Origin of the sequence: Polynucleobacter rarus (assembly GCF_003072505.1) — a bacterium.
GTDB lineage: Bacteria > Pseudomonadota > Gammaproteobacteria > Burkholderiales > Burkholderiaceae > Polynucleobacter > Polynucleobacter rarus.
This window is the reverse complement of sequence record NZ_NTGB01000001.1, coordinates 2847504-2865537: the sequence shown is the minus strand read 5'-3', so window position 1 is coordinate 2865537 and position 18034 is coordinate 2847504. Positions and strand designations below refer to the sequence as shown.

The window sequence follows — 18034 nt, the reverse complement described above, 5'->3', positions numbered from 1 at the left end:
AATGTTGTCAAACCTTGATTTTGTTTAATCGGTTTTCAGCTTTATCTAAACAATCAGGCTCACCCAGCAAAGTCAGAATATCCTCTGCTTGAAAAATAATTTTTTCATCCAGGGTGATATTTTTATAATTCGAGTGTGAGCCTGTGATTTTCCTTCGAATTGAGTGCAGATTAGCTCCTGATTCATGATGTAGCCACTCAACATCTTTCCCAATGGCTTGGGTATTCTCTTTTAATTTAACGGAATGCAAGCGAGGGGCACTGCTAGTTTCACCATCATCATTTTCAAAACTTGGGAAAAACCCTTTTAAATCTCCATACCTGTTTTCTCTCGCCTGAGTAACACGTCTAAGGACTCGCTTAATCGGTACGCCGACCACTGTTAAAACTTGTGCTGAGAGCATCAAACCGCCTTCGGTTTTTTCAGGGATCACTTGTGTGGCGCCCACTAACTCCAGTTTTTCTACATCCCTCTCATCAGTTGCACGCACAATAATTGGAATACCTGGGTGAAGTAACTCCACCTGCTGAATCACCTTCATCGATTCATTAATGTTTTGAAAAGTAATCACGACTGCTTTTGCTCGCACAATACCTGCAGCAATTAGGTGATTTTTACTTTGTGAAGTCCCGTACACTACCGATTTACCTGCTTGGCTCGCATCACTCACACGGTCAGGGTCTTCGTCAAGAGCAATGTATTTAATTTGCTCCTGTTCAAGAATCGTGGCAAGTTGCTGACCTGAAATACCAAAACCACAAATAATCACATGATCAGAATTTTTTAAGCTTTGTGTAGCAATTTTTGTTAGGTTGAGGGACTGGTTAAACCATTCATTTTTAACAAATCTTAGGGTGATTTTGTCGCTATATTGAATTAAGATGGGTGCTAACATCATCGATAACAACATTGCGGCAATCACTGCCTGAGAAACTCTCTGATCAATCCAGTCTAATTGATCAATTTGCTGAATTAAAACAAAACCAAACTCTCCGGCTTGAGTCAGACAAATTCCCGTTCTTATAGCTTCACCAGCACTAGCGCCAAAACGTTTTGCCAAGCCTGCAATAATGATGAATTTCAACACTAAAGCACCCAAGAACAAGAAAACGACTAAGTAGAAGTTATTGAAAACAACATGGAAGTCAACTAACATCCCAATCGAAATAAAGAATAAGCCTAATAAAATATCTCTAAAGGACTCGATACCCTCTTCAACCTGAAATCGGTAAGGTGTTTCAGCAATTAATATTCCAGCCATAAAGGCGCCAAGAGCCATCGATAACCCAAAATACTCAGTCAAGGCAGAAAATCCCATGACGACTAACAATACATTGAGCATGAAGAGTTCTCTGGACCGCATATTAGCCACGAGCTTGAACCAAGAACTGAATACTGTTTTACCAACCACCAAAATCAAGATTAAAGCAATCCCAATTTTTACAGCCGCAATCGATAGGGCAAGGGCCATATCACCAGAATTCTTATTTAATGATGGAATTAAGATCAATAAGAAAATAACCACTAAATCTTGAAAAATTAAGACCCCAATCACGTTTTTGCCATGGGGGGTGTCTAGTTCAAACTTTTCTGCCAACCCTTTCACAACAATCGCTGTTGACGACATAGCAAGAGCACCGCCTAAAGCCAACAACACATGCCATGGAAGGCTGATAGGAAGTACAAATCTTAAAAAATAGCCAGCAGGTATCGTCAACAGCATCGTGAGAAATACTTGACTTGCACCAAAGCCAAATACAATGTTTTTCATCGACTTCAGTTTGCTTAAATTAAACTCTAAACCAATCGAAAACATTAAAAAAACAACGCCAAACTCAGCAAAGTTCTTTAACATGTTGCTATCAGCTGCTAGAGCAGTTGCATTTGGACCAATCACGAGCCCGGCTAATAAATAACCTAAAATAGGAGGTAATTTACTGGCGCGTATGATTAACACCCCCGCAAGGGCGGATGCTAATAATATGAGGGTGGTTTGCAAAATAGAAGGCATATACTAATTACTATGATATTAGAACGAAGTGAACATTTCACTGCTTTGGCTAAGAATACCCTTGAAATTGAAACTCAGGGTATTCAACTACTCAAAGAACGATTTGAAGACCCAGAGTACTGCCAAGCTTTCTTAGCTGCCGTAGATCTATTGCTTCACTGTAAGGGTAGGATTGTTGTTTCAGGGATTGGTAAATCAGGGCACATAGCCCGTAAAATTGCGGCCACTTTTGCTTCAACTGGCTCACCCGCTTTCTTTGTTCACCCCGCTGAAGCAAGTCATGGCGACCTAGGAATGGTACAGTCTGAAGATGTTTTTCTGGCTTTATCCTATTCTGGCGAGGCCTCAGAACTCATGACTATCGTGCCTTTAATTAAAAGAATGGGCGCTAAACTCATTGCAATGACCGGAAAGCCTGAGTCTTCCTTAGCCAAGTTTGCAGACGTTCATCTGAATGTTGCTATACAAAAAGAAGCCTGTCCGCTTAATCTCGCACCAACTACAAGTACCACTGCAACTTTAGCAATGGGTGATGCTCTAGCGGTTGTTTTATTAGATGCAAGAAATTTTCAAGCCAGTGATTTTGCAATGTCTCATCCTGGTGGAAGTTTAGGTAGAAGACTACTTACCTTAGTACGAGATATTATGCATTCCGGTGAAGAAGTCCCCATGAATACAATGCATGACTCTTTTAAAGATCTTTTATTAGAAATGTCTAAAAAGAGATTAGGGATGACCGTGATTACGGATGGTAATCAAGAAGTATTAGGTGTCTTTACTGACGGTGACTTACGCAGGTTATTAGAAAAAACTTTGCAACTTGAAGCCATTACAGTTTCTGACGTTATTACTTTAAATCCGAAAACTGTCTCTCAAGATATGTTAGCTGCAGAGGCTTTAGAAATCATGGAACGTCATAGGATTAACCAGTTAATTGTCGTAGACCAACAAAATAAATTAGTTGGGGCACTAAACATGCACGACTTGCTTTCCAACAAAATTCTTTAGGTGACTCCACTTTGAGCAAAATGTATCTTACTAACCAAATCGCAAATTATCCTCAGGCACTAGAAAGAGCCCAAACCATCCGACTTTTAGTATTGGATGTAGATGGTGTATTAACCGATGGCTCACTTTTTATTAGTCCGGATGGCTTTGAACATATTAAAGTATTTAATAGTCTCGACGGTCATGGTATTAAGTTATTGATTGAGAACGGTATTCAGTGTGCGATTATTTCTGGAAGAGATTCTGAAATGGTAAAAGCTAGGGCAAGTGCTCTAGGAATTGAACATGTCTTTTTAGGCGTAAAAGATAAATTAGTGGTCTTTGAATCACTCCGGAATACATTAGATTTAACTTATAGTGCTTGCGCAGCAATGGGCGATGACTGGCCAGATTTATCTGTTTTAAGCAGGGTCGGTCTTCCCGTCGCACCAGCTCAGGCTCATTATGAGGTACTTAAAATTGCCAGGTATGTAACAAGTGAATCCGGTGGTAACGGTGCAGTTCGAGAAGTATGTGATTTGATTTTAAAAGCACAAGATAAATACGATCTTTTACTTAAACAAGCTCTTTAATAAATCAAGTGAACTATTTAACTACCATTAAAGAAACTATTACCGGATTTATTTTTCGGTTAATTCCCCTTTTAATCCTGGGGAGTATTACCTTGCTATCTTTTTGGTACCTAAAGAAAAATATTCAACCAGAGTTACCAACTGTGGCTAGAAGTAAAGCACATAAACCTGACTATGTTTTTACCGATGCTAAATTAACCGTATTAAATCTGGATGGCTCAACCAAATATCGATTACTTGGCCGCGAATTTAGGCACTTTGAAGATGATGCTTCGATTGATGTGACAAAGCCGCAATTAAGGCTTTTTGCAAAAAATACTCCACCTACCACGGTACGCTCTGAAACTGCGCATGTCAGTGGTAACTTAGATATTGTTGAACTTTTTAAAAATGTTCTCGTCAGTCGACCGAGTCAAATCAATGCCACAGGATTACTCATTAATCCTTTTTTTAAATTAAATACTGATTACTTAGAAGTGTTTGTTAATGATGATCGCTTAACCACCCGCTTACCAGTAAAAATTCAACGGGGAGATTCGATTGTTACAGCAAATAAGGGGGCTGATTATGATAACGTCAGCCAATCGATTCAAATGTACGGTGATGTGCAAGGGGTAATTGAACCCAGCAATACTTTAAAGAGGTGATGAAGTGAAATTAACTCACCCTGTTTTTTATCACTGGATAACTTGGTTATTTTTAGGATTTACTACCCTACAAAATTCCTTCGCCTTACAGTCGGATCAGAGTAAACCTACTAATTTTAAGGCGGATAAGGTGGATTTTAATGACGTCAATCAAGAGTATTTTTTAACTGGTCATATTGTAGTTTCGCGTGGGAGTATTTTAGTTAAAGGTGCGAAAGCCATTGTGGTGGTTGATCCTGATGGATTTCAAAAAATATCTGTGATTGGTGATGCGATGCAATTGGCTGAATTTACTCAACAACTTGATGGTACGACGATCGAATTCATCCATGGTGAAGGAGAGTTGATCCTATATGAGGAAAAAAATGATAGTTTGTTAATTACTGGCCAAGCCTTTACGGCCAGAAGTTCTGGTGAACAATGGCGTGATAAGCTTTATGCGGATCAAATACAATACAATTTATTTACTGAAAAATACCAAGCCATTAGCAAAGGTGATAAAAACTTTGCTAAATCGTTTCTTTCCCCGAAGTACAAAGAATCCCCTAAACTTTTTGATGTAAAGCCAAACTATGTCAGCCAATAGCTCTTCTCAGCCAGCCCTTATTGCTAAAGGGTTACAAAAAAAGTACGGTAAACGAACTGTTGTGCGAGATGTAAGTATTGAAGTCAAAACAGGTGAAATTGTTGGACTTCTAGGGCCTAATGGAGCGGGTAAAACCACTTCTTTTTATATGATAGTTGGATTAGTTCCTGCCGACCAGGGCACCATTACCCTCGATGGCAAATTAATTAGTAAGTTACCGATTCATGAAAGATCCTTTATGGGTCTATCTTACCTACCACAAGAAGCCTCGATTTTTCGGAAGTTATCAGTACGTGAAAACATTCAGGCGGTATTGGAACTCCAGGAAGATGCTAATGGCAGGAAGATGACTCGAAGTGCCATGAATGCTAGGCTGAATGAATTGTTAGATGAATTACAAATTAGTCATTTACGGGAAAATCCCGCTCTATCTTTATCCGGTGGTGAAAGAAGGCGTGTAGAAATTGCCAGAGCCCTTGCAACTAATCCTAAATTCATCCTCTTAGATGAGCCTTTTGCTGGCGTTGACCCTATTGCGGTTGGAGAAATCCAACGCATCATCAAGTTTTTAAAAGAGCGCAATATTGGGGTTTTAATCACTGACCATAATGTACGCGAAACCTTAGGTATTTGTGACCATGCCTATATCATTAGTGATGGTGTCGTCCTTGCCCAAGGCTTACCGAGTGAAATTATTGAAAACGAAAGTGTACGCCGGGTCTACCTGGGCGAAAACTTTAAAATGTAAAACATATGTTCTGCTCTGAACACTTGGCAAGCCAATAAATCACTGTTAATCTGAATGCGTAGTAAACTAAATTGACGGTAAATCTGAATTAGTTTTTTTCAACAGCAACGTTTTGGAGAGTCTATGAAAGTTCTTATTAACAGTAATCATCTTGAAGTTACTCCAGCAATAAATGAGCATTTAGCAGAAAAGTTATCCGTCATTAAAAAGCATTTTGATCAAATTCTACAAGTAAGCGTGACTTTTTTTGTCGAAAAAGCCCATGAAAAAGAACTTCGCCAAACCTGTGAAATAAGTTTTCATGCTTTAGGTAAAGATCTATTCGCACAATCACATCATGCAGATTTATACAAAGCAATTGATTTGACGATTGATAAATTAGATAAACAAATTTTAAAATCAAAAGAAATTGTAAAAAATCATCATCACCCTCTATGCGCCAAACATATTTCGGCGGGTATGGACTGATTAAACTTATAATAGAAATATGAGTGAACTCGCTAAAATTTTATTTGAAAAACATATCTATCTGGATGTCGAAGTACCTGACATTAATACCTTGTTTCGTTTGGCGAGTTCCAATTTTTCGGCTCAATCGCATTTAGATGAAAGTCTGATTTATAACTGTTTACAAGATCGGGAAAAACTAGGCTCTACTGCACTAGGTTTAGGTGTCGCGATACCCCACGGTCGTGTGAAAGGCCTGAAAGATCCCCTAGTTAGTTTTTATCGACTTCAAACTGGGATTGATTATGGCAGTTCAGATAGTGAACCCGTTGATATTTCTATTTTTTTATTAGTCCCTGAAGTAGCCACCCAACTTCACCTTGAATTACTGTCAGAAATTGCACAAACTCTTGCTGATAAAAATAAACGCGAAACCCTGCGACAGGGTCAATTACCTAATGAAATTCTGCATTCTTTGACCGTCTAGAAAGATTCATCATGATTCAGCAACTGTCGCTCATCGGGATCAGTGCTCAACACATTTTTGATGAGAATATTGATGATTTAAAACTCCACTGGATAACAGGTCAAGAAGGTGCAGATCGCTGTTTCGATGAACAAGTTGTTGCACAAGCCTCATCAGCGTCGGATTTAGTTGGTCACTTAAATCTCATTCATCCACGGCGACTTCAAGTTTGTGGCGAGCCGGAGATTACCTACCTTGATCGATTACAAAAAGCTCAATTACGGCATCAATTGGTTGACCTCATTGCGATGCATCCACCATGTATTATTATTGCTGATAATCAAATTGCCTCAGATTACTTGAAGCTTCACTGCCAAAGATCTTCTACACCGCTTTTTGAGACTCCTCTACCTGCTGCCGAGGTGATTGATCACCTACGTTTATATCTTACAAAAATTGGTGCGCCAAGTATCACCATGCACGGTGTCTTTATGGATATTTTGGGGCTAGGTGTTCTCATTACTGGGGAGTCTGGTCTTGGTAAAAGTGAACTCGGACTTGAGCTCATTTCAAGGGGACATGGTCTTGTAGCAGATGATGCTGTGGATTTTTCTAGGCTAGGTCCCGACTATATTGAAGGGCGTTGTCCAATCATTCTTCGAGATTTATTAGAAGTTCGTGGACTAGGCTTACTCGATATCAAAACTATTTTTGGAGAGACTGCAGTAAGACGCAAACTGAAGTTAAGATTAATTGTGCAGCTCGTCAAAAGAACCGACCAGACTTTTGAAAGACTTCCTTTGGAAAGTCAATATACTGAAATTTTAGGTTTAGGCATCCGAACCGTAAAAATTCAAGTTGCCGAAGGTCGTAACTTAGCTGTTTTAGTTGAGGCGGCGGTTCGTAATACGATTCTCCAACTTCGCGGTATTAACACTCTTGAGGATTTTATAAATCGTCAGCAAAAATTAATTCAATCCGATAACAATAATTAATATGAGCATCTTTATCATCACAGGAATCTCTGGATCAGGTAAATCTGTGGCACTACACGCCTTAGAGGACGCTGGATTTGAGTGTGTAGATAATTTACCGATTAATTTATTGACGACCTTGATTGATCAATTAGCTCCAGATAAAGACTATAAAATTGCAATTGCCATTGACGCTCGGCGTGGAGTAAGTGTTCAAAATTTGCCGGCTATTATTGATCGCGCAAAAGGACTTCATGAGATTCATACGATTTTTCTGAATGCGTCTACCGAAGCTTTGGTAAAACGCTTTTCTGAAACCAGAAGACGACACCCCCTCAGTTTAAATAAATTGAATCACTCTGTTCAATCATTGGAAGATGCAATAGATCAAGAGCGCTCTTTAATGGCCGGTGTAAGTGAAAATGCCCACCAAATTGACACCAGTAATATCTCTTCCAACACTTTGCGCAGTTGGCTCTTAGAGCTAGTTCATGAAAAAAAATCTGATATTACGGTTTTATTTGAATCTTTTGGCTTTAAAAATGGCGTTCCTCACGATGCAGATATCGTATTTGATGCCAGGTGTATTCCCAATCCCTATTATGAAAATGCTTTGAAACATTTAACTGGCAATGACCAAGCGGTGATTGATTTTCTGTTACTTTCAGAAGACTTTAATAAGATGTTTGAAGATATCCATGCTTTTGTAAAATATTGGTTGCCCAAATACCAAAAGGATGGAAGAAGTTACCTCACGGTTGCCGTCGGTTGTACTGGCGGGCAACATCGCTCTGTAGCATTAGTCAATAAGTTGTATGAAGCATTTAAAAATAACCCTGAATTTGCAGATCTCGCATCTCTAAAACGTCATCGCGACATTGTTGCTATTGCCCTAAACTCGGTCTAATAGTTGAAAGTCTTCCAATAATTTTTTTACTGGTGTGGGTAAACCGATACTAGCTAACTCAGAGAGTTTGATCCAATGACACGCATCGTTCCATTCGACCTCAGTTTTGGAAACTTTCACAATCCGTGTGGAAAAGTATAAAGTTCTATGTGTAAAAACGTGCTTATGAGGAGCCAAAACTCTCCCCTGTTGGTATGCTGCTGGGTTGGCCAAACTGATCAAATGACGGAACTGATCAATCTTAAACTCAACTTGAGACACCTCTTTCTCACTTTTTATTTCTACCCAAGGGGTTTCCGGTAAAGTCCATAATCCTCCCCAAATACCAGAATGCGGTCTTTTTTCTAGGAGAATATTTTCCTCATCCATCATCAAAAGCATTTCACTCACAACAATTTTAGAGGGAACCTTTTTGATTTTTAAAGGGATTTGAAGCACAGTTTGGTCTTTAAAGGCCAAACAATCTGCTAAATAAATACAGCTCGAAGAGAACTTGTTTTGACATGCGGGAGAAGTAGGTTTACAAACTGTGGCTCCAAAATCCATCAAAGCTTGGGTATAGGTGGGCATTAATTGAGCATCTTTAGGTAATAAGTTATCTGCTAAGATCCATAACTTTTGATTCTCAGCACGGGTCTTTAAAGATCCCTGGATACCATGCGTTCTGGCTATTAAGCGTTGAACATTGGCATCTAATATACTTGCCGGATGATTAAAGCAAAAAGCGGCTATAGCTCTGGCTGTTGACTGACCGATGCCAGGTAGTTGATTTAACTGTTCGGGTAACTGAGGAAATTGACCAGCATATTGAGCCAAAATCATCTTGGCACAGGCATGTAAATTTCTAGCTCTGGTGTAGTAACCGAGGCCAGCCCACAAAGCCATTACTTCATCTAAAGGGGCCTGCGCCAAGGTTTGTACATTCGGGAACTTTACTAAAAAAGTTTGATAGCGATCGATGACTGTGGCAACCTGTGTTTGTTGCAACATAATTTCAGATAACCAAACTTTATAGGGGTCTTTGAGGCCTTGCCAAGGCAATCCTTTACGCCCATGTTGTTGATGCCAATCAATGAGTTTTTTTGCAAAGTCCTTCATTTCTGACAGTTTGAACAATAAAAAGTGGATCTCTGACCTTGTTTAATTTGTTTAATTAAGCTTTGGCATTGATGGCAAGGCTCCCCAGTGCGGTCATAAACCTTTGTTTGGACCATGAAGTGACCGGGTTCTCCCTGGCTGTTCACGAAATCTTTTAAGCTGCTTCCGCCTGCTTCAATCGCTTTTTCTAAGGTCACCCGAATCGACTCAGCCAATAATTCATAGCGCTTGAAGCTAACTTTACCAGCTGGGGTTTTTGGATTGATGCCGGCAGTAAATAAGCTTTCTGAGCAATAAATATTTCCCACTCCAACCACACATTGTCCTGCTAATAAAAACTCTTTAACTGAGACTGTTCTTGACCTTGATTTTTTAAAAAGTAACTCAGCCCCTAAAGCGCCTTCAAAAGCGGGTCCAAAGGGTTCTACCCCTAAACGTTTTAACATTGGGATTTCGTCAACAGGTGTTTCTGAAAGTGGATGCCAATGAATTGATCCAAACTTACGTGGATCGTGCAATCTTAAAACTTTTTTACCGAAATGAAACTCAACTCGATCATGTTTTCGAGCAGGTTCCGTCTTTTCTTGAATCCTTAAAACACCCGTCATCCCCAAATGAATAATCATGGTGCCATGGTCAAATTCAAATAAAATGTACTTTCCTCTACGCCTTAGTAAACGCACTTTTTGATCGCACAAAATATTTTTTAAATTTATGGGTACTGGCCATCGTAATCTACCGTCGTATATCACGACATCTGAAATACTTTTTCCCTCAATAATTGGCGCAATACCCTGTTTGGTGACTTCAACCTCTGGTAATTCTGGCATTTTTAGAAATAATATTGAATGTTATATAGAATAAGCAAATGGAAAAACACAATTTATCTTCTTTTCGTCAAATAGCGTTTAATTCGCTGTTTGTAATTTTTACCACTCTGCTCAGTGCTAATATTTTTGCACAATCTGCCCAATCAGATCAGGATACTGAGAAATATGTTGAAAATATTTATTTATTTTTAACTTCAGAGATTGCTTTGCAACGCGGAGAAGTCGCTGCAGCCTACCAAACTTTGTTTACTTTGGCGAAATCTACCAAAGATCCAAGAATTGCTCAAAGGGCAATGGAGATTGCCTTAATGGCTAAATCCCCCAAATCCTCGCTAGAGGCTGCAAAACTTTGGGATGAACTAACTCCACCGACTGACAATACATCTAGAGAGGTCTACCTTACTTTATTGATGATTAATCAATATTGGAGCGATGCCGTCGAACCTACAATTAAATTTCTAAAGTATGAATCTGTCAAGAAGCGAGATGCATTTTTAAAACAAGTCTTACCCCTTTTTAATAAAGCGGACAATCAAGATGAGGCAATGCTAGCGTTTGCAAAAATTGTCGGTGATTTAAAGCCTTTAACTAAAGACAATGAAATCTTGTTTTTGTATGCATTAGGTCTAGAAAAAGCAGGCAATCTTGAAAAGATGGAAGACGTCTTACAGTCCATGTTAAAGAGCAATCCTGACGATGCAAACGCCCTCAATGCATTAGGATATGCGTTTGCGGACCGCAATATAAGATTAACTGAAGCTCTTTATCTAATTAATAAGGCCAATCAATTAAATCCTAATAACCCCTTTATTTTGGATAGCTTAGGTTGGGTTAATTACCGCTTAGGCAATAACGACTTAGCGCTTAAGTATCTTCAGGATTCTTTTAACCAACTTGCCGAAGCAGAGGTTGGTGCTCACCTTGGGGAAGTCTTGTTTAAGGCCGGGAAAGAGGCAGATGCAGATACCGTTTGGCGTAAAGCAGAATCTATTAATGCCAATAATCCAACTCTTAAAGAAACGTTACGCAGACTTCGTCCAACTTGGTCAAGTCCCGAAGTTTTTGATCAAACCAAGAGTAGAAAATGGGATGGTCGGTTTTCTGTAAAAATCAATGATGCCAAATCACAAGATGGTGGTAGTGGGGCATTTACACTGGTTCATGCTGACTTTATTGATGATTTAGAGATTAGATCACCCATCGGGACTTCTATTGCCAAACTTCAAATCAAACCAGGTAGTGCCTCTTTAGAACAAAATGGAAAGATCATTAATGCTATCGATGCTGATCAATTAATGGCTCAAACTTTAGGTTTACCCATTCCAGCAAGAGGTTTAACTGAATGGCTATCAGGTTTTCCAAGAGCGGGCAGCCAAAGCACTTTAAAGAGAAATACAACGGGGCAAGTTGAGGAAATTATTCAAGACAATTGGACTTTAAAATATACTTGGACGAATGACAATAAATTACAAAAATTACAGATGAATCGATCAGATAGAGGCACAGAGATTGATATTCGTTTAATTTTTAACCTTATCAATGAGTAATCAGTTAAGTATTCTTGCGCCCGCAAAAATCAACCTATTTTTACACGTCGTTGGACAACGTCCTGATGGCTACCATCTCTTACAGAGTGTTTTCCAACTGATTAATTTATCGGACCAAGTCATATTAAATAGTCGTCAAGATTCTGAAATTCATCGAATTAACCCCTTAGCAAATGTTGCCGCCAAAGATGACTTGGTAGTTAAAGCCGCGGTTTTATTACAAAAAACTTGCGGGGTTTCTCAAGGTGTAGATATCGATTTAGAAAAAAATATCCCAATGGGTGCAGGTTTAGGCGGGGGCTCCTCCGATGCAGCAAGTACTTTGCTTGGTCTTAATCAACTCTGGAATTTAAACCTCTCAAAGTGGGATTTAATGGATATTGGTATACAGTTAGGTGCTGATGTGCCATTTTTCATTCAAGGGCATAACGCATTTGTAGAGGGTATTGGCGAGATCATCACCCCTATCGATTTGCCAATTCATGAATACGCCGTCGTTTATCCCGGTGTTTCCATACCAACTAAGGAAATTTTTTCATCTCCTGAATTGACTAGAAATCACAGTCAGATTACAATAACTGACTTCGCAGAGCAAAAATCCAATTTAACTATGTTTCAAAATGATTTACAGGAAATTGCCGAGCAAAAATATGTAGCAGTTAAGAACGCAATTGAGTGGCTGAAATGTACATTTCCAAATACTCAACCGATAATGAGCGGTTCTGGGAGTTCAGTTTTTTGTAAAATTCCCGACAGTTTTGATACGGATTCTTGTATTTCTGAACTACCGCACGAATGGAAATTTTTTAAAGTTAAGAGTTTAATGCGTCACTCGGCTTATAATTTAATTCCAAATAGCAACTTAAGTAATAAATTGTTGTTTAGTAAACCGCAACAGGGGAGTCGCCAAGTTGGTTAAGGCACTGGATTTTGATTCCAGCATGCGAAGGTTCGAATCCTTCCTCCTCTGCCACATTGCGTGTTTTCATAAAAATTTCACATTCTTCTCCTCTCTCTCTTTCTTGAAAAATCCTCTGTTTTCAACTATTTCACATCCTTTTTCCTATTGGAGCCAATATGAGCAATGAATCCATGGTTATTTTTACTGGAAATGCCAATCCAGATTTAGCAAAAGCTGTTTCTGATTATTTGGGATTAGAGCTTGGCAAAGCGATGGTAGGTAAATTCTCAGATGGTGAAATTCAAGTTGAGATTCAAGAAAACGTTCGTAGTAAGCATGTGGTTGTCTTGCAATCCACTTGTGCGCCGACCAATGATCATTTGATGGAGCTGATGATTATGGTGGACGCGCTCAAAAGAGCCTCCGCGGGAACCATCACAGCAGTAATCCCCTATTTTGGCTATGCCAGACAAGACCGTCGCCCCCGATCGGCAAGGGTTGCCATTTCAGCTAGGCTCGTGGCAAATATGTTGCAATCTGTTGCTGGCGTAGAACGTGTTCTGACAATGGATCTTCATGCTGACCAAATTCAAGGCTTTTTTGATATTCCAGTGGATAACATTTACGCCTCACCAGTCTTATTAGACGACTTACATAGCAAAAAAGGCGGAGATTTATTAGTAGTTTCTCCTGATATTGGTGGTGTAGTGCGAGCAAGAGCACTTGCAAAACAGTTAGGTTGTGATTTAGCAATTATTGATAAACGCCGCCCTAAAGCGAATGTTTCAGAAGTAATGCATGTCATTGGTGAAGTAGAAGGTCGTCGTTGCATCATTATGGATGACATGATTGATACTGGTGGCACTTTATGTAAAGCTGCTGAAGTATTAAAACAAAGAGGTGCTAAAAGTGTCATGGCCTATTGTACGCACCCTGTGTTTTCAGGGTCTGCTGTAAGTAGGATCTTAGAGTCTCACTTAGATGAGGTGGTAGTTACTGACACAATTCCCCTCAGTGATGAGGCAAAGGCAAGTTCTAAAATACGTGTTTTATCGATTGCACCATTACTTGGAGAAACTCTGCAAAGAATTAGCCGTGGTGATTCAGTTATGTCGATGTTTACCGATACAGACTAGCCTTCTAGAACAAATTCAAGTTATAATAGCAATCTTTTCTGTTTGGTCGCGAACAGGAATAAGTGCCTTATCTTTGATAAGGCAAATTATTATCGAAATTTATTAGAGGATTACTCATGAAAGTTACAGCCTACGAACGTAGCGTACAGGGCACTGGTGCGAGCCGCCGCCTGCGCAATTCTGGAAAAACACCAGGTATTATTTATGGTGGAACAGATTTACCGCAAGCAGTGGAATTAGATCACAATGCACTCTTCCACGCTTTAAAAAAAGAAGCCTTCCATTCTTCAATTTTAGACATTGAAATTTCTGGTAAGGTTACACAAGCTCTTTTACGTGATTTCCAAATGCATCCGTTTAAGCCGCTCGTATTACACATTGATTTTCAACGCATTGATGCAACCCATAAAGTTCACATGAAAGTTCCACTTCACTTTAAAGGTGAAGATACATGTCCAGCAGTGAAAACTGGTGGTGGTGTAATTAACCATATTGCAAATGAAGTTGAAATCGAGTGCTTACCTGCAAACTTGCCTGAATTTATTGAAGTTGATTTAAGTGCAATGGTAGTTGGTCAAACTCTCCATGCTAAAGATTTAACTTTATCAGCGGGTGTTACATTAAGTTTGCATGTTGAACATGAAAACCCAGCTATTGTTGTGGCACGTATGCCTTTAGTGTCTTCTGGAGTATTACCAACTGGTGCGCCAGAAGCTCCAGCAGCGCCGGTTGCTACTAAATTAAAAGATAAAGAAGGTAAAGAATAATTTTTAATTGTTCTTTTGCGAGAAAACCCGCTGTTGCGGGTTTTTTTCTAAGTTGTAGCTTCTACTCTCATCAATTTATTTGAAATATATTTAACATCAATGTACTTAATAATTGGCTTAGGTAACCCCACTGATCAACATCTGAATGATCGGCATAATGCCGGTTTTTGGTTATGTGATCTAATTGCCAGTCATTTGAATACGTCGTTCAAAACAGAGAGTAAATTTAAAGGTGAGCTTGCTAAAGGAAAATTTCAGGGTCAGGACGTTTACTTATTAAAGCCCATGACTTATATGAATTTAAGCGGTGAGTCTGTAGGGCAACTAATGCGATTTTTACAAATTAAGCCGTCTCAACTGTTGGTGATTCATGATGAGTTGGATCTTGCACCGGGTGTAATTCGTCTCAAAATGGGGGGTGGCACGGGCGGACATAACGGCTTAAAAAGCATCCAATCCCATATCGGCACCTCTGATTATTTAAGACTTCGAGTTGGTATAGGACATCCGAGAGATTTTGTAGAAAAAGGTAGTCCTCATCAAGAGGTCGCAAGTTATGTTTTGAAACGTCCGCCCAAAGCAGAAATGGCTTTAATTGAAGATTGCTTTGATCAATTTATGAGAGTTTTCCCATTGGTCATAAATGGTGATTTGTCGCAAGCAATGAAAGACTTACACACTCTTTGATGTCAACTTATAGTACTTTTGCATAAGCTGATCGTTATTTTCAATAAAGCCAGGATTTTTAGGGATACAGGCTATCGGGCAAACGATTTGACATTGTGGTTTATCGTAGTGTCCGACGCATTCTGTGCATTTATCAGGGTTAATTTCGTAAATCTCTGGCCCCATACTAATGGCATCATTTGGGCATTCCGGCTCACACACGTCACAGTTAATACAATCATCAGTAATCATTAATGCCATATTAACCTTGGGCTGCTTTCACCTTTTTATCTAACCATTGTTCAACCGATGGGAAAACAAATTTACTTACATCACCGCCGAGTAATGCCACTTCGCGGACAAAGGTACCAGAAATAAACTGATACTGATCAGATGGTGTCAGAAATAGTGTTTCTACATCTGGTACCAAATAGCGATTCATACCTGCCATCTGAAACTCGTATTCAAAGTCGGATACAGCCCTTAAGCCTCGAACAATTACCCTCGCATTGTTTTTTCTTACAAAGTCCTTCAGGAGTCCAGTAAAGCCCTCTACGCGTACATTTGAGTAATGACTCAAAACTTCTCTAGCGATTTGTATACGTTCATCTAGAGTAAATATTGGCTTCTTATTTTTACTATCCGCAATGCCTACAATCACCTCGCCAAATATAGAAGCGGCTCGACGAACTAAATCTTCATGTCCACGTGTTAATGGATCAAAAGTTCCTGGATAAACTGCAATTGTCATAATTAATCCTAAAATGGCTCTATATTTTTACTTTTAGAAGGCTTGCCTTTACAGCACCAGCAACTAATTGGCGTTCAATCTGCCAATTATTCAAATTTTCTAAAATTACTTCATTTTCAATCTTAGTTGTGGATTCTACATAAATTATTGGAGTTTTAGTTTGAAACTGATAGTTTCCAATAGTTTTTAGAGAATTTTGTAACAAATTTACGTCATCAAACGGTGGGTCTAAGAAAATAATGTCAAAGTCCAAAATTTGATGACTCGCTAACCAATAAAGTGCTTCTGCACGAGTTATCTCAATTTGACAGTTAACTGGACCCGGCTGCAGTGTTTGCAAATTATTTTGTAAGTTTACATAAACTTTTTGGTTGTGCTCCACTAATTGAACAAATTTGGCTCCTCGCGATGCAGCCTCAAACCCTAATACACCGGAACCAGCAAATAAATCTAAACACCTAGAACCATTTAAATAAGGATTAATCCAATTGAAGAGGGTTTCTCTCACACGATCCGTCGTTGGTCGCAGTCCTTGTTGGTCAACAACTTGAACTTGTCTACTGCGCCAATGACCACCAATGATCCTGACTTTGTTGGAAAGTGGTAAATTTTTCTTCAATTGCCGCCAACCACCACGGTAATCATTCTTTCAGGATCTAAGTATTTTTTAAATACTCTTTGAATATCCTCTTTACTTACTTTATCTACTTGAGTTGTCCAAGTATCTAAAGTATCCAATGGTAAGTCGTTCCATGCTATTCCAGCAACATTTGCAAGTAATTTACTATTGCTATCAATGCGTAGTGCAAAACCATTCATCAGATTATTTTTAGCAGCCGTGATTTCATCATCGCTAGGACCATTCACAACGAACTGTTGAATTGTTTGATTTAAAAGTTCAACTGACTTCTCTGACTGATCTTTTTTTGTTTGCATACTCGCAGAAAAGAATCCCATGTATTTAGAAGGCATAAAGTAACTAGATACGCTGTAGGCTAAACCTCGTTTTTCACGTATTTCATTCATGAGGCGTGATACAAATCCGCCACCGCCGAGGATGTAATTACCAACTAATAAAGGGAAATAATCGGGATGGTTTCGCGGAACAGAATCGATGCCCATTTGAATATGTGCTTGCGTAGAAGGATGAGAAATATGAACTTCCCTTTGATTAGCTGGCTTAATGGGTAATGGTTTAAATGCTGGAATTGTTAAATCAACGTTGGCGCCTTTTGGCAATTTTTGAGTTAAACGATTAGCAATTTGGACGGCATCTTGCGTACTTACATCCCCTACTATCACTACATTCGTATTTTTTGCTCTGTAATAAGTTTGATGGAATTTTCTTAAATCATCTACTTCGATTTTTTTCAATTCTGCAACTGATGCAATTGAACCAAGTGGATTACCTTGGTACAACATTTTAGTAAATTGCTCACTCATTATGTACTCTGGTCTTGTCTGACTTTCCAACAAGCCACTAATTTCTAAAGATTTTTCTCTAGATAATACTTTTTGGTCAAAACTAGGATTAGCTATCATCTGCGCTGTTAAATTAATAACATCATCCAAGATTACTTTCTTACTTAATGATTTAATACGAATTGAGGTTAACTCATTGCTAGCACTGGCGTTAAAAACTGCACCTAGATCAGAGATTTTGTCAGATAAAAATGCTTCATCTTTTTTGCCACCGTCTACCATTGCTCCCTTGTTCAAAAGATTGGCCGTCATTTCTGCTATGCCTTTTTTTCCTTTTTGATCAAAGACAGAACCTGCATTAATATCCATCCCGATATTGATCATTGGAATAGTTCTTGCTTCTACGAAGAATAATGTTGCCCCTGAATCAAGTAGGATTTTTTGAATAGGTAAAGCGGCATAAGTGAAACTAGTAACCATTAATGAAATCAGGGTTAATATAGTTATGCACGATCTTTTTAGAATTGTTTTCATATTAAATCTTCTCTAG

21 protein-coding genes and 1 tRNA gene are annotated in these 18034 nt (G+C 38.9%); 15 read left to right on the top strand and 7 right to left on the bottom strand.

Annotated elements, in window-relative coordinates; all coding sequences use genetic code 11:
• Window positions 1–7: 7 nt before the first annotated feature.
• Window positions 8–2011 carry a cation:proton antiporter domain-containing protein gene (locus AOC35_RS14080; protein WP_108648087.1) on the bottom strand — a complete coding sequence of 668 codons (2004 nt, stop codon included), beginning with the start codon at window positions 2009–2011 and terminating at the stop codon, window positions 8–10.
• Between the two features lie 12 nt (window positions 2012–2023).
• On the opposite strand from AOC35_RS14080, the gene AOC35_RS14075 reads away from it, so the two are divergent.
• From AOC35_RS14075 to rapZ, 9 genes are all read left to right on the top strand, one after another.
• On the top strand, window positions 2024–3019 hold the full coding sequence (locus AOC35_RS14075) for a KpsF/GutQ family sugar-phosphate isomerase (protein WP_108648085.1): 996 nt from the start codon (window positions 2024–2026) through the stop codon (window positions 3017–3019).
• 20 nt (window positions 3020–3039) lie between these two features.
• The gene (locus tag AOC35_RS14070; protein ID WP_108648082.1) at window positions 3040–3591 is read left to right on the top strand and encodes a KdsC family phosphatase; all 552 of its coding nucleotides are present in this window, start codon (window positions 3040–3042) and stop codon (window positions 3589–3591) included.
• Between the two features lie 8 nt (window positions 3592–3599).
• A complete protein-coding gene (lptC, locus tag AOC35_RS14065; protein ID WP_281259293.1) occupies window positions 3600–4238 on the top strand; it encodes an LPS export ABC transporter periplasmic protein LptC in 639 nt (212 codons plus the stop codon).
• A gap of 4 nt (window positions 4239–4242) precedes the next feature.
• Window positions 4243–4824, top strand: a complete 582-nt coding sequence (locus AOC35_RS14060; protein ID WP_108648078.1) for an LptA/OstA family protein — start codon at window positions 4243–4245, stop codon at window positions 4822–4824.
• Window positions 4811–5572: an LPS export ABC transporter ATP-binding protein gene (gene lptB / locus AOC35_RS14055; RefSeq protein ID WP_108648076.1), complete on the top strand. Its 762-nt coding sequence runs from the start codon at window positions 4811–4813 to the stop codon at window positions 5570–5572. The genes AOC35_RS14060 and lptB overlap by 14 nt, the downstream gene beginning before the upstream one ends.
• Before the next feature lie 123 nt (window positions 5573–5695).
• The gene (gene hpf, locus AOC35_RS14050) at window positions 5696–6040 is read left to right on the top strand and encodes a ribosome hibernation-promoting factor, HPF/YfiA family (protein ID WP_108648073.1); all 345 of its coding nucleotides are present in this window, start codon (window positions 5696–5698) and stop codon (window positions 6038–6040) included.
• Between the two features lie 19 nt (window positions 6041–6059).
• Complete coding sequence (locus tag AOC35_RS14045; RefSeq protein WP_108648071.1) at window positions 6060–6506, top strand: PTS sugar transporter subunit IIA; 447 nt, start codon at window positions 6060–6062, stop codon at window positions 6504–6506.
• A gap of 23 nt (window positions 6507–6529) precedes the next feature.
• Complete coding sequence (gene hprK / locus AOC35_RS14040) at window positions 6530–7480, top strand: HPr(Ser) kinase/phosphatase (protein ID WP_211307571.1); 951 nt, start codon at window positions 6530–6532, stop codon at window positions 7478–7480.
• Between the two features lies 1 nt (window position 7481).
• Window positions 7482–8366 carry an RNase adapter RapZ gene (rapZ, locus tag AOC35_RS14035; RefSeq protein WP_108648066.1) on the top strand — a complete coding sequence of 295 codons (885 nt, stop codon included), beginning with the start codon at window positions 7482–7484 and terminating at the stop codon, window positions 8364–8366.
• Here rapZ and mutY read toward each other — a convergent pair.
• Both mutY and mutM read right to left on the bottom strand, forming a co-directional pair.
• Window positions 8352–9464: an A/G-specific adenine glycosylase gene (gene mutY, locus AOC35_RS14030; RefSeq protein ID WP_108648063.1), complete on the bottom strand. Its 1113-nt coding sequence runs from the start codon at window positions 9462–9464 to the stop codon at window positions 8352–8354. The two genes, rapZ and mutY, sit on opposite strands and share 15 nt — an antisense overlap.
• Window positions 9461–10294, bottom strand: coding sequence for a bifunctional DNA-formamidopyrimidine glycosylase/DNA-(apurinic or apyrimidinic site) lyase (gene mutM, locus AOC35_RS14025; RefSeq protein ID WP_108648061.1), 834 nt, complete (start codon window positions 10292–10294; stop codon window positions 9461–9463). Before mutM ends, mutY begins: the two co-directional genes overlap by 4 nt.
• 38 nt (window positions 10295–10332) lie before the next feature.
• Here mutM and AOC35_RS14020 point away from each other — a divergent pair, with 38 nt between their 5' ends.
• From AOC35_RS14020 to pth, 6 genes are all read left to right on the top strand, one after another.
• Window positions 10333–11841, top strand: a complete 1509-nt coding sequence (locus AOC35_RS14020; RefSeq protein ID WP_108648059.1) for an outer membrane lipoprotein LolB — start codon at window positions 10333–10335, stop codon at window positions 11839–11841.
• Window positions 11834–12760, top strand: coding sequence for a 4-(cytidine 5'-diphospho)-2-C-methyl-D-erythritol kinase (gene ispE, locus AOC35_RS14015; protein ID WP_108648056.1), 927 nt, complete (start codon window positions 11834–11836; stop codon window positions 12758–12760). Before AOC35_RS14020 ends, ispE begins: the two co-directional genes overlap by 8 nt.
• A tRNA-Gln gene (locus AOC35_RS14010) sits at window positions 12738–12814 on the top strand. Before ispE ends, AOC35_RS14010 begins: the two co-directional genes overlap by 23 nt.
• 104 nt (window positions 12815–12918) lie before the next feature.
• The gene (locus AOC35_RS14005; RefSeq protein ID WP_108648054.1) at window positions 12919–13878 is read left to right on the top strand and encodes a ribose-phosphate pyrophosphokinase; all 960 of its coding nucleotides are present in this window, start codon (window positions 12919–12921) and stop codon (window positions 13876–13878) included.
• Window positions 13879–13994: 116 nt separating this feature from the next.
• Window positions 13995–14645, top strand: a complete 651-nt coding sequence (locus tag AOC35_RS14000; protein ID WP_108648051.1) for a 50S ribosomal protein L25/general stress protein Ctc — start codon at window positions 13995–13997, stop codon at window positions 14643–14645.
• A 99-nt stretch (window positions 14646–14744) separates the two neighbouring features.
• Entirely contained in the window at window positions 14745–15332 is a 588-nt protein-coding gene (gene pth, locus AOC35_RS13995) for an aminoacyl-tRNA hydrolase (RefSeq protein ID WP_108648049.1), read from the top strand.
• Here the strand turns inward: pth and AOC35_RS13990 are convergent.
• Genes AOC35_RS13990 through AOC35_RS13975 form a run of 4 tightly spaced genes read right to left on the bottom strand, consistent with a single transcriptional unit; the run spans window position 15318 to window position 18018 of the window.
• Entirely contained in the window at window positions 15318–15572 is a 255-nt protein-coding gene (locus AOC35_RS13990) for a YfhL family 4Fe-4S dicluster ferredoxin (RefSeq protein WP_108648046.1), read from the bottom strand. The genes pth and AOC35_RS13990 overlap by 15 nt on opposite strands.
• Window position 15573: 1 nt before the next feature.
• Complete coding sequence (gene coaD / locus AOC35_RS13985; protein ID WP_108648044.1) at window positions 15574–16062, bottom strand: pantetheine-phosphate adenylyltransferase; 489 nt, start codon at window positions 16060–16062, stop codon at window positions 15574–15576.
• A gap of 19 nt (window positions 16063–16081) precedes the next feature.
• Window positions 16082–16681, bottom strand: a complete 600-nt coding sequence (gene rsmD, locus AOC35_RS13980; RefSeq protein WP_108648041.1) for a 16S rRNA (guanine(966)-N(2))-methyltransferase RsmD — start codon at window positions 16679–16681, stop codon at window positions 16082–16084.
• Window positions 16678–18018: a M16 family metallopeptidase gene (locus tag AOC35_RS13975; RefSeq protein WP_108648039.1), complete on the bottom strand. Its 1341-nt coding sequence runs from the start codon at window positions 18016–18018 to the stop codon at window positions 16678–16680. The genes rsmD and AOC35_RS13975 overlap by 4 nt, the downstream gene beginning before the upstream one ends.
• Window positions 18019–18034: the final 16 nt, after the last annotated feature.

What these genes read in the sequence shown, in the direction of transcription:
- AOC35_RS14080 (WP_108648087.1), bottom strand. Translation starts at nt 2,011, where the DNA reads ATGCCTTCTATTTTGCAAACCACCCTCATATTATTAGCATCCGCCCTT.
- AOC35_RS14075 (WP_108648085.1), top strand. Translation starts at nt 2,024, where the DNA reads ATGATATTAGAACGAAGTGAACATTTCACTGCTTTGGCTAAGAATACC.
- AOC35_RS14070 (WP_108648082.1), top strand. Translation starts at nt 3,040, where the DNA reads ATGTATCTTACTAACCAAATCGCAAATTATCCTCAGGCACTAGAAAGA.
- lptB (WP_108648076.1), top strand. Translation starts at nt 4,811, where the DNA reads ATGTCAGCCAATAGCTCTTCTCAGCCAGCCCTTATTGCTAAAGGGTTA.
- hpf (WP_108648073.1), top strand. Translation starts at nt 5,696, where the DNA reads ATGAAAGTTCTTATTAACAGTAATCATCTTGAAGTTACTCCAGCAATA.
- AOC35_RS14045 (WP_108648071.1), top strand. Translation starts at nt 6,060, where the DNA reads ATGAGTGAACTCGCTAAAATTTTATTTGAAAAACATATCTATCTGGAT.
- rapZ (WP_108648066.1), top strand. Translation starts at nt 7,482, where the DNA reads ATGAGCATCTTTATCATCACAGGAATCTCTGGATCAGGTAAATCTGTG.
- mutY (WP_108648063.1), bottom strand. Translation starts at nt 9,464, where the DNA reads ATGAAGGACTTTGCAAAAAAACTCATTGATTGGCATCAACAACATGGG.
- mutM (WP_108648061.1), bottom strand. Translation starts at nt 10,294, where the DNA reads ATGCCAGAATTACCAGAGGTTGAAGTCACCAAACAGGGTATTGCGCCA.
- AOC35_RS14020 (WP_108648059.1), top strand. Translation starts at nt 10,333, where the DNA reads ATGGAAAAACACAATTTATCTTCTTTTCGTCAAATAGCGTTTAATTCG.
- ispE (WP_108648056.1), top strand. Translation starts at nt 11,834, where the DNA reads ATGAGTAATCAGTTAAGTATTCTTGCGCCCGCAAAAATCAACCTATTT.
- AOC35_RS14005 (WP_108648054.1), top strand. Translation starts at nt 12,919, where the DNA reads ATGAGCAATGAATCCATGGTTATTTTTACTGGAAATGCCAATCCAGAT.
- AOC35_RS14000 (WP_108648051.1), top strand. Translation starts at nt 13,995, where the DNA reads ATGAAAGTTACAGCCTACGAACGTAGCGTACAGGGCACTGGTGCGAGC.
- pth (WP_108648049.1), top strand. Translation starts at nt 14,745, where the DNA reads ATGTACTTAATAATTGGCTTAGGTAACCCCACTGATCAACATCTGAAT.
- AOC35_RS13990 (WP_108648046.1), bottom strand. Translation starts at nt 15,572, where the DNA reads ATGGCATTAATGATTACTGATGATTGTATTAACTGTGACGTGTGTGAG.
- coaD (WP_108648044.1), bottom strand. Translation starts at nt 16,062, where the DNA reads ATGACAATTGCAGTTTATCCAGGAACTTTTGATCCATTAACACGTGGA.
- AOC35_RS13975 (WP_108648039.1), bottom strand. Translation starts at nt 18,018, where the DNA reads ATGAAAACAATTCTAAAAAGATCGTGCATAACTATATTAACCCTGATT.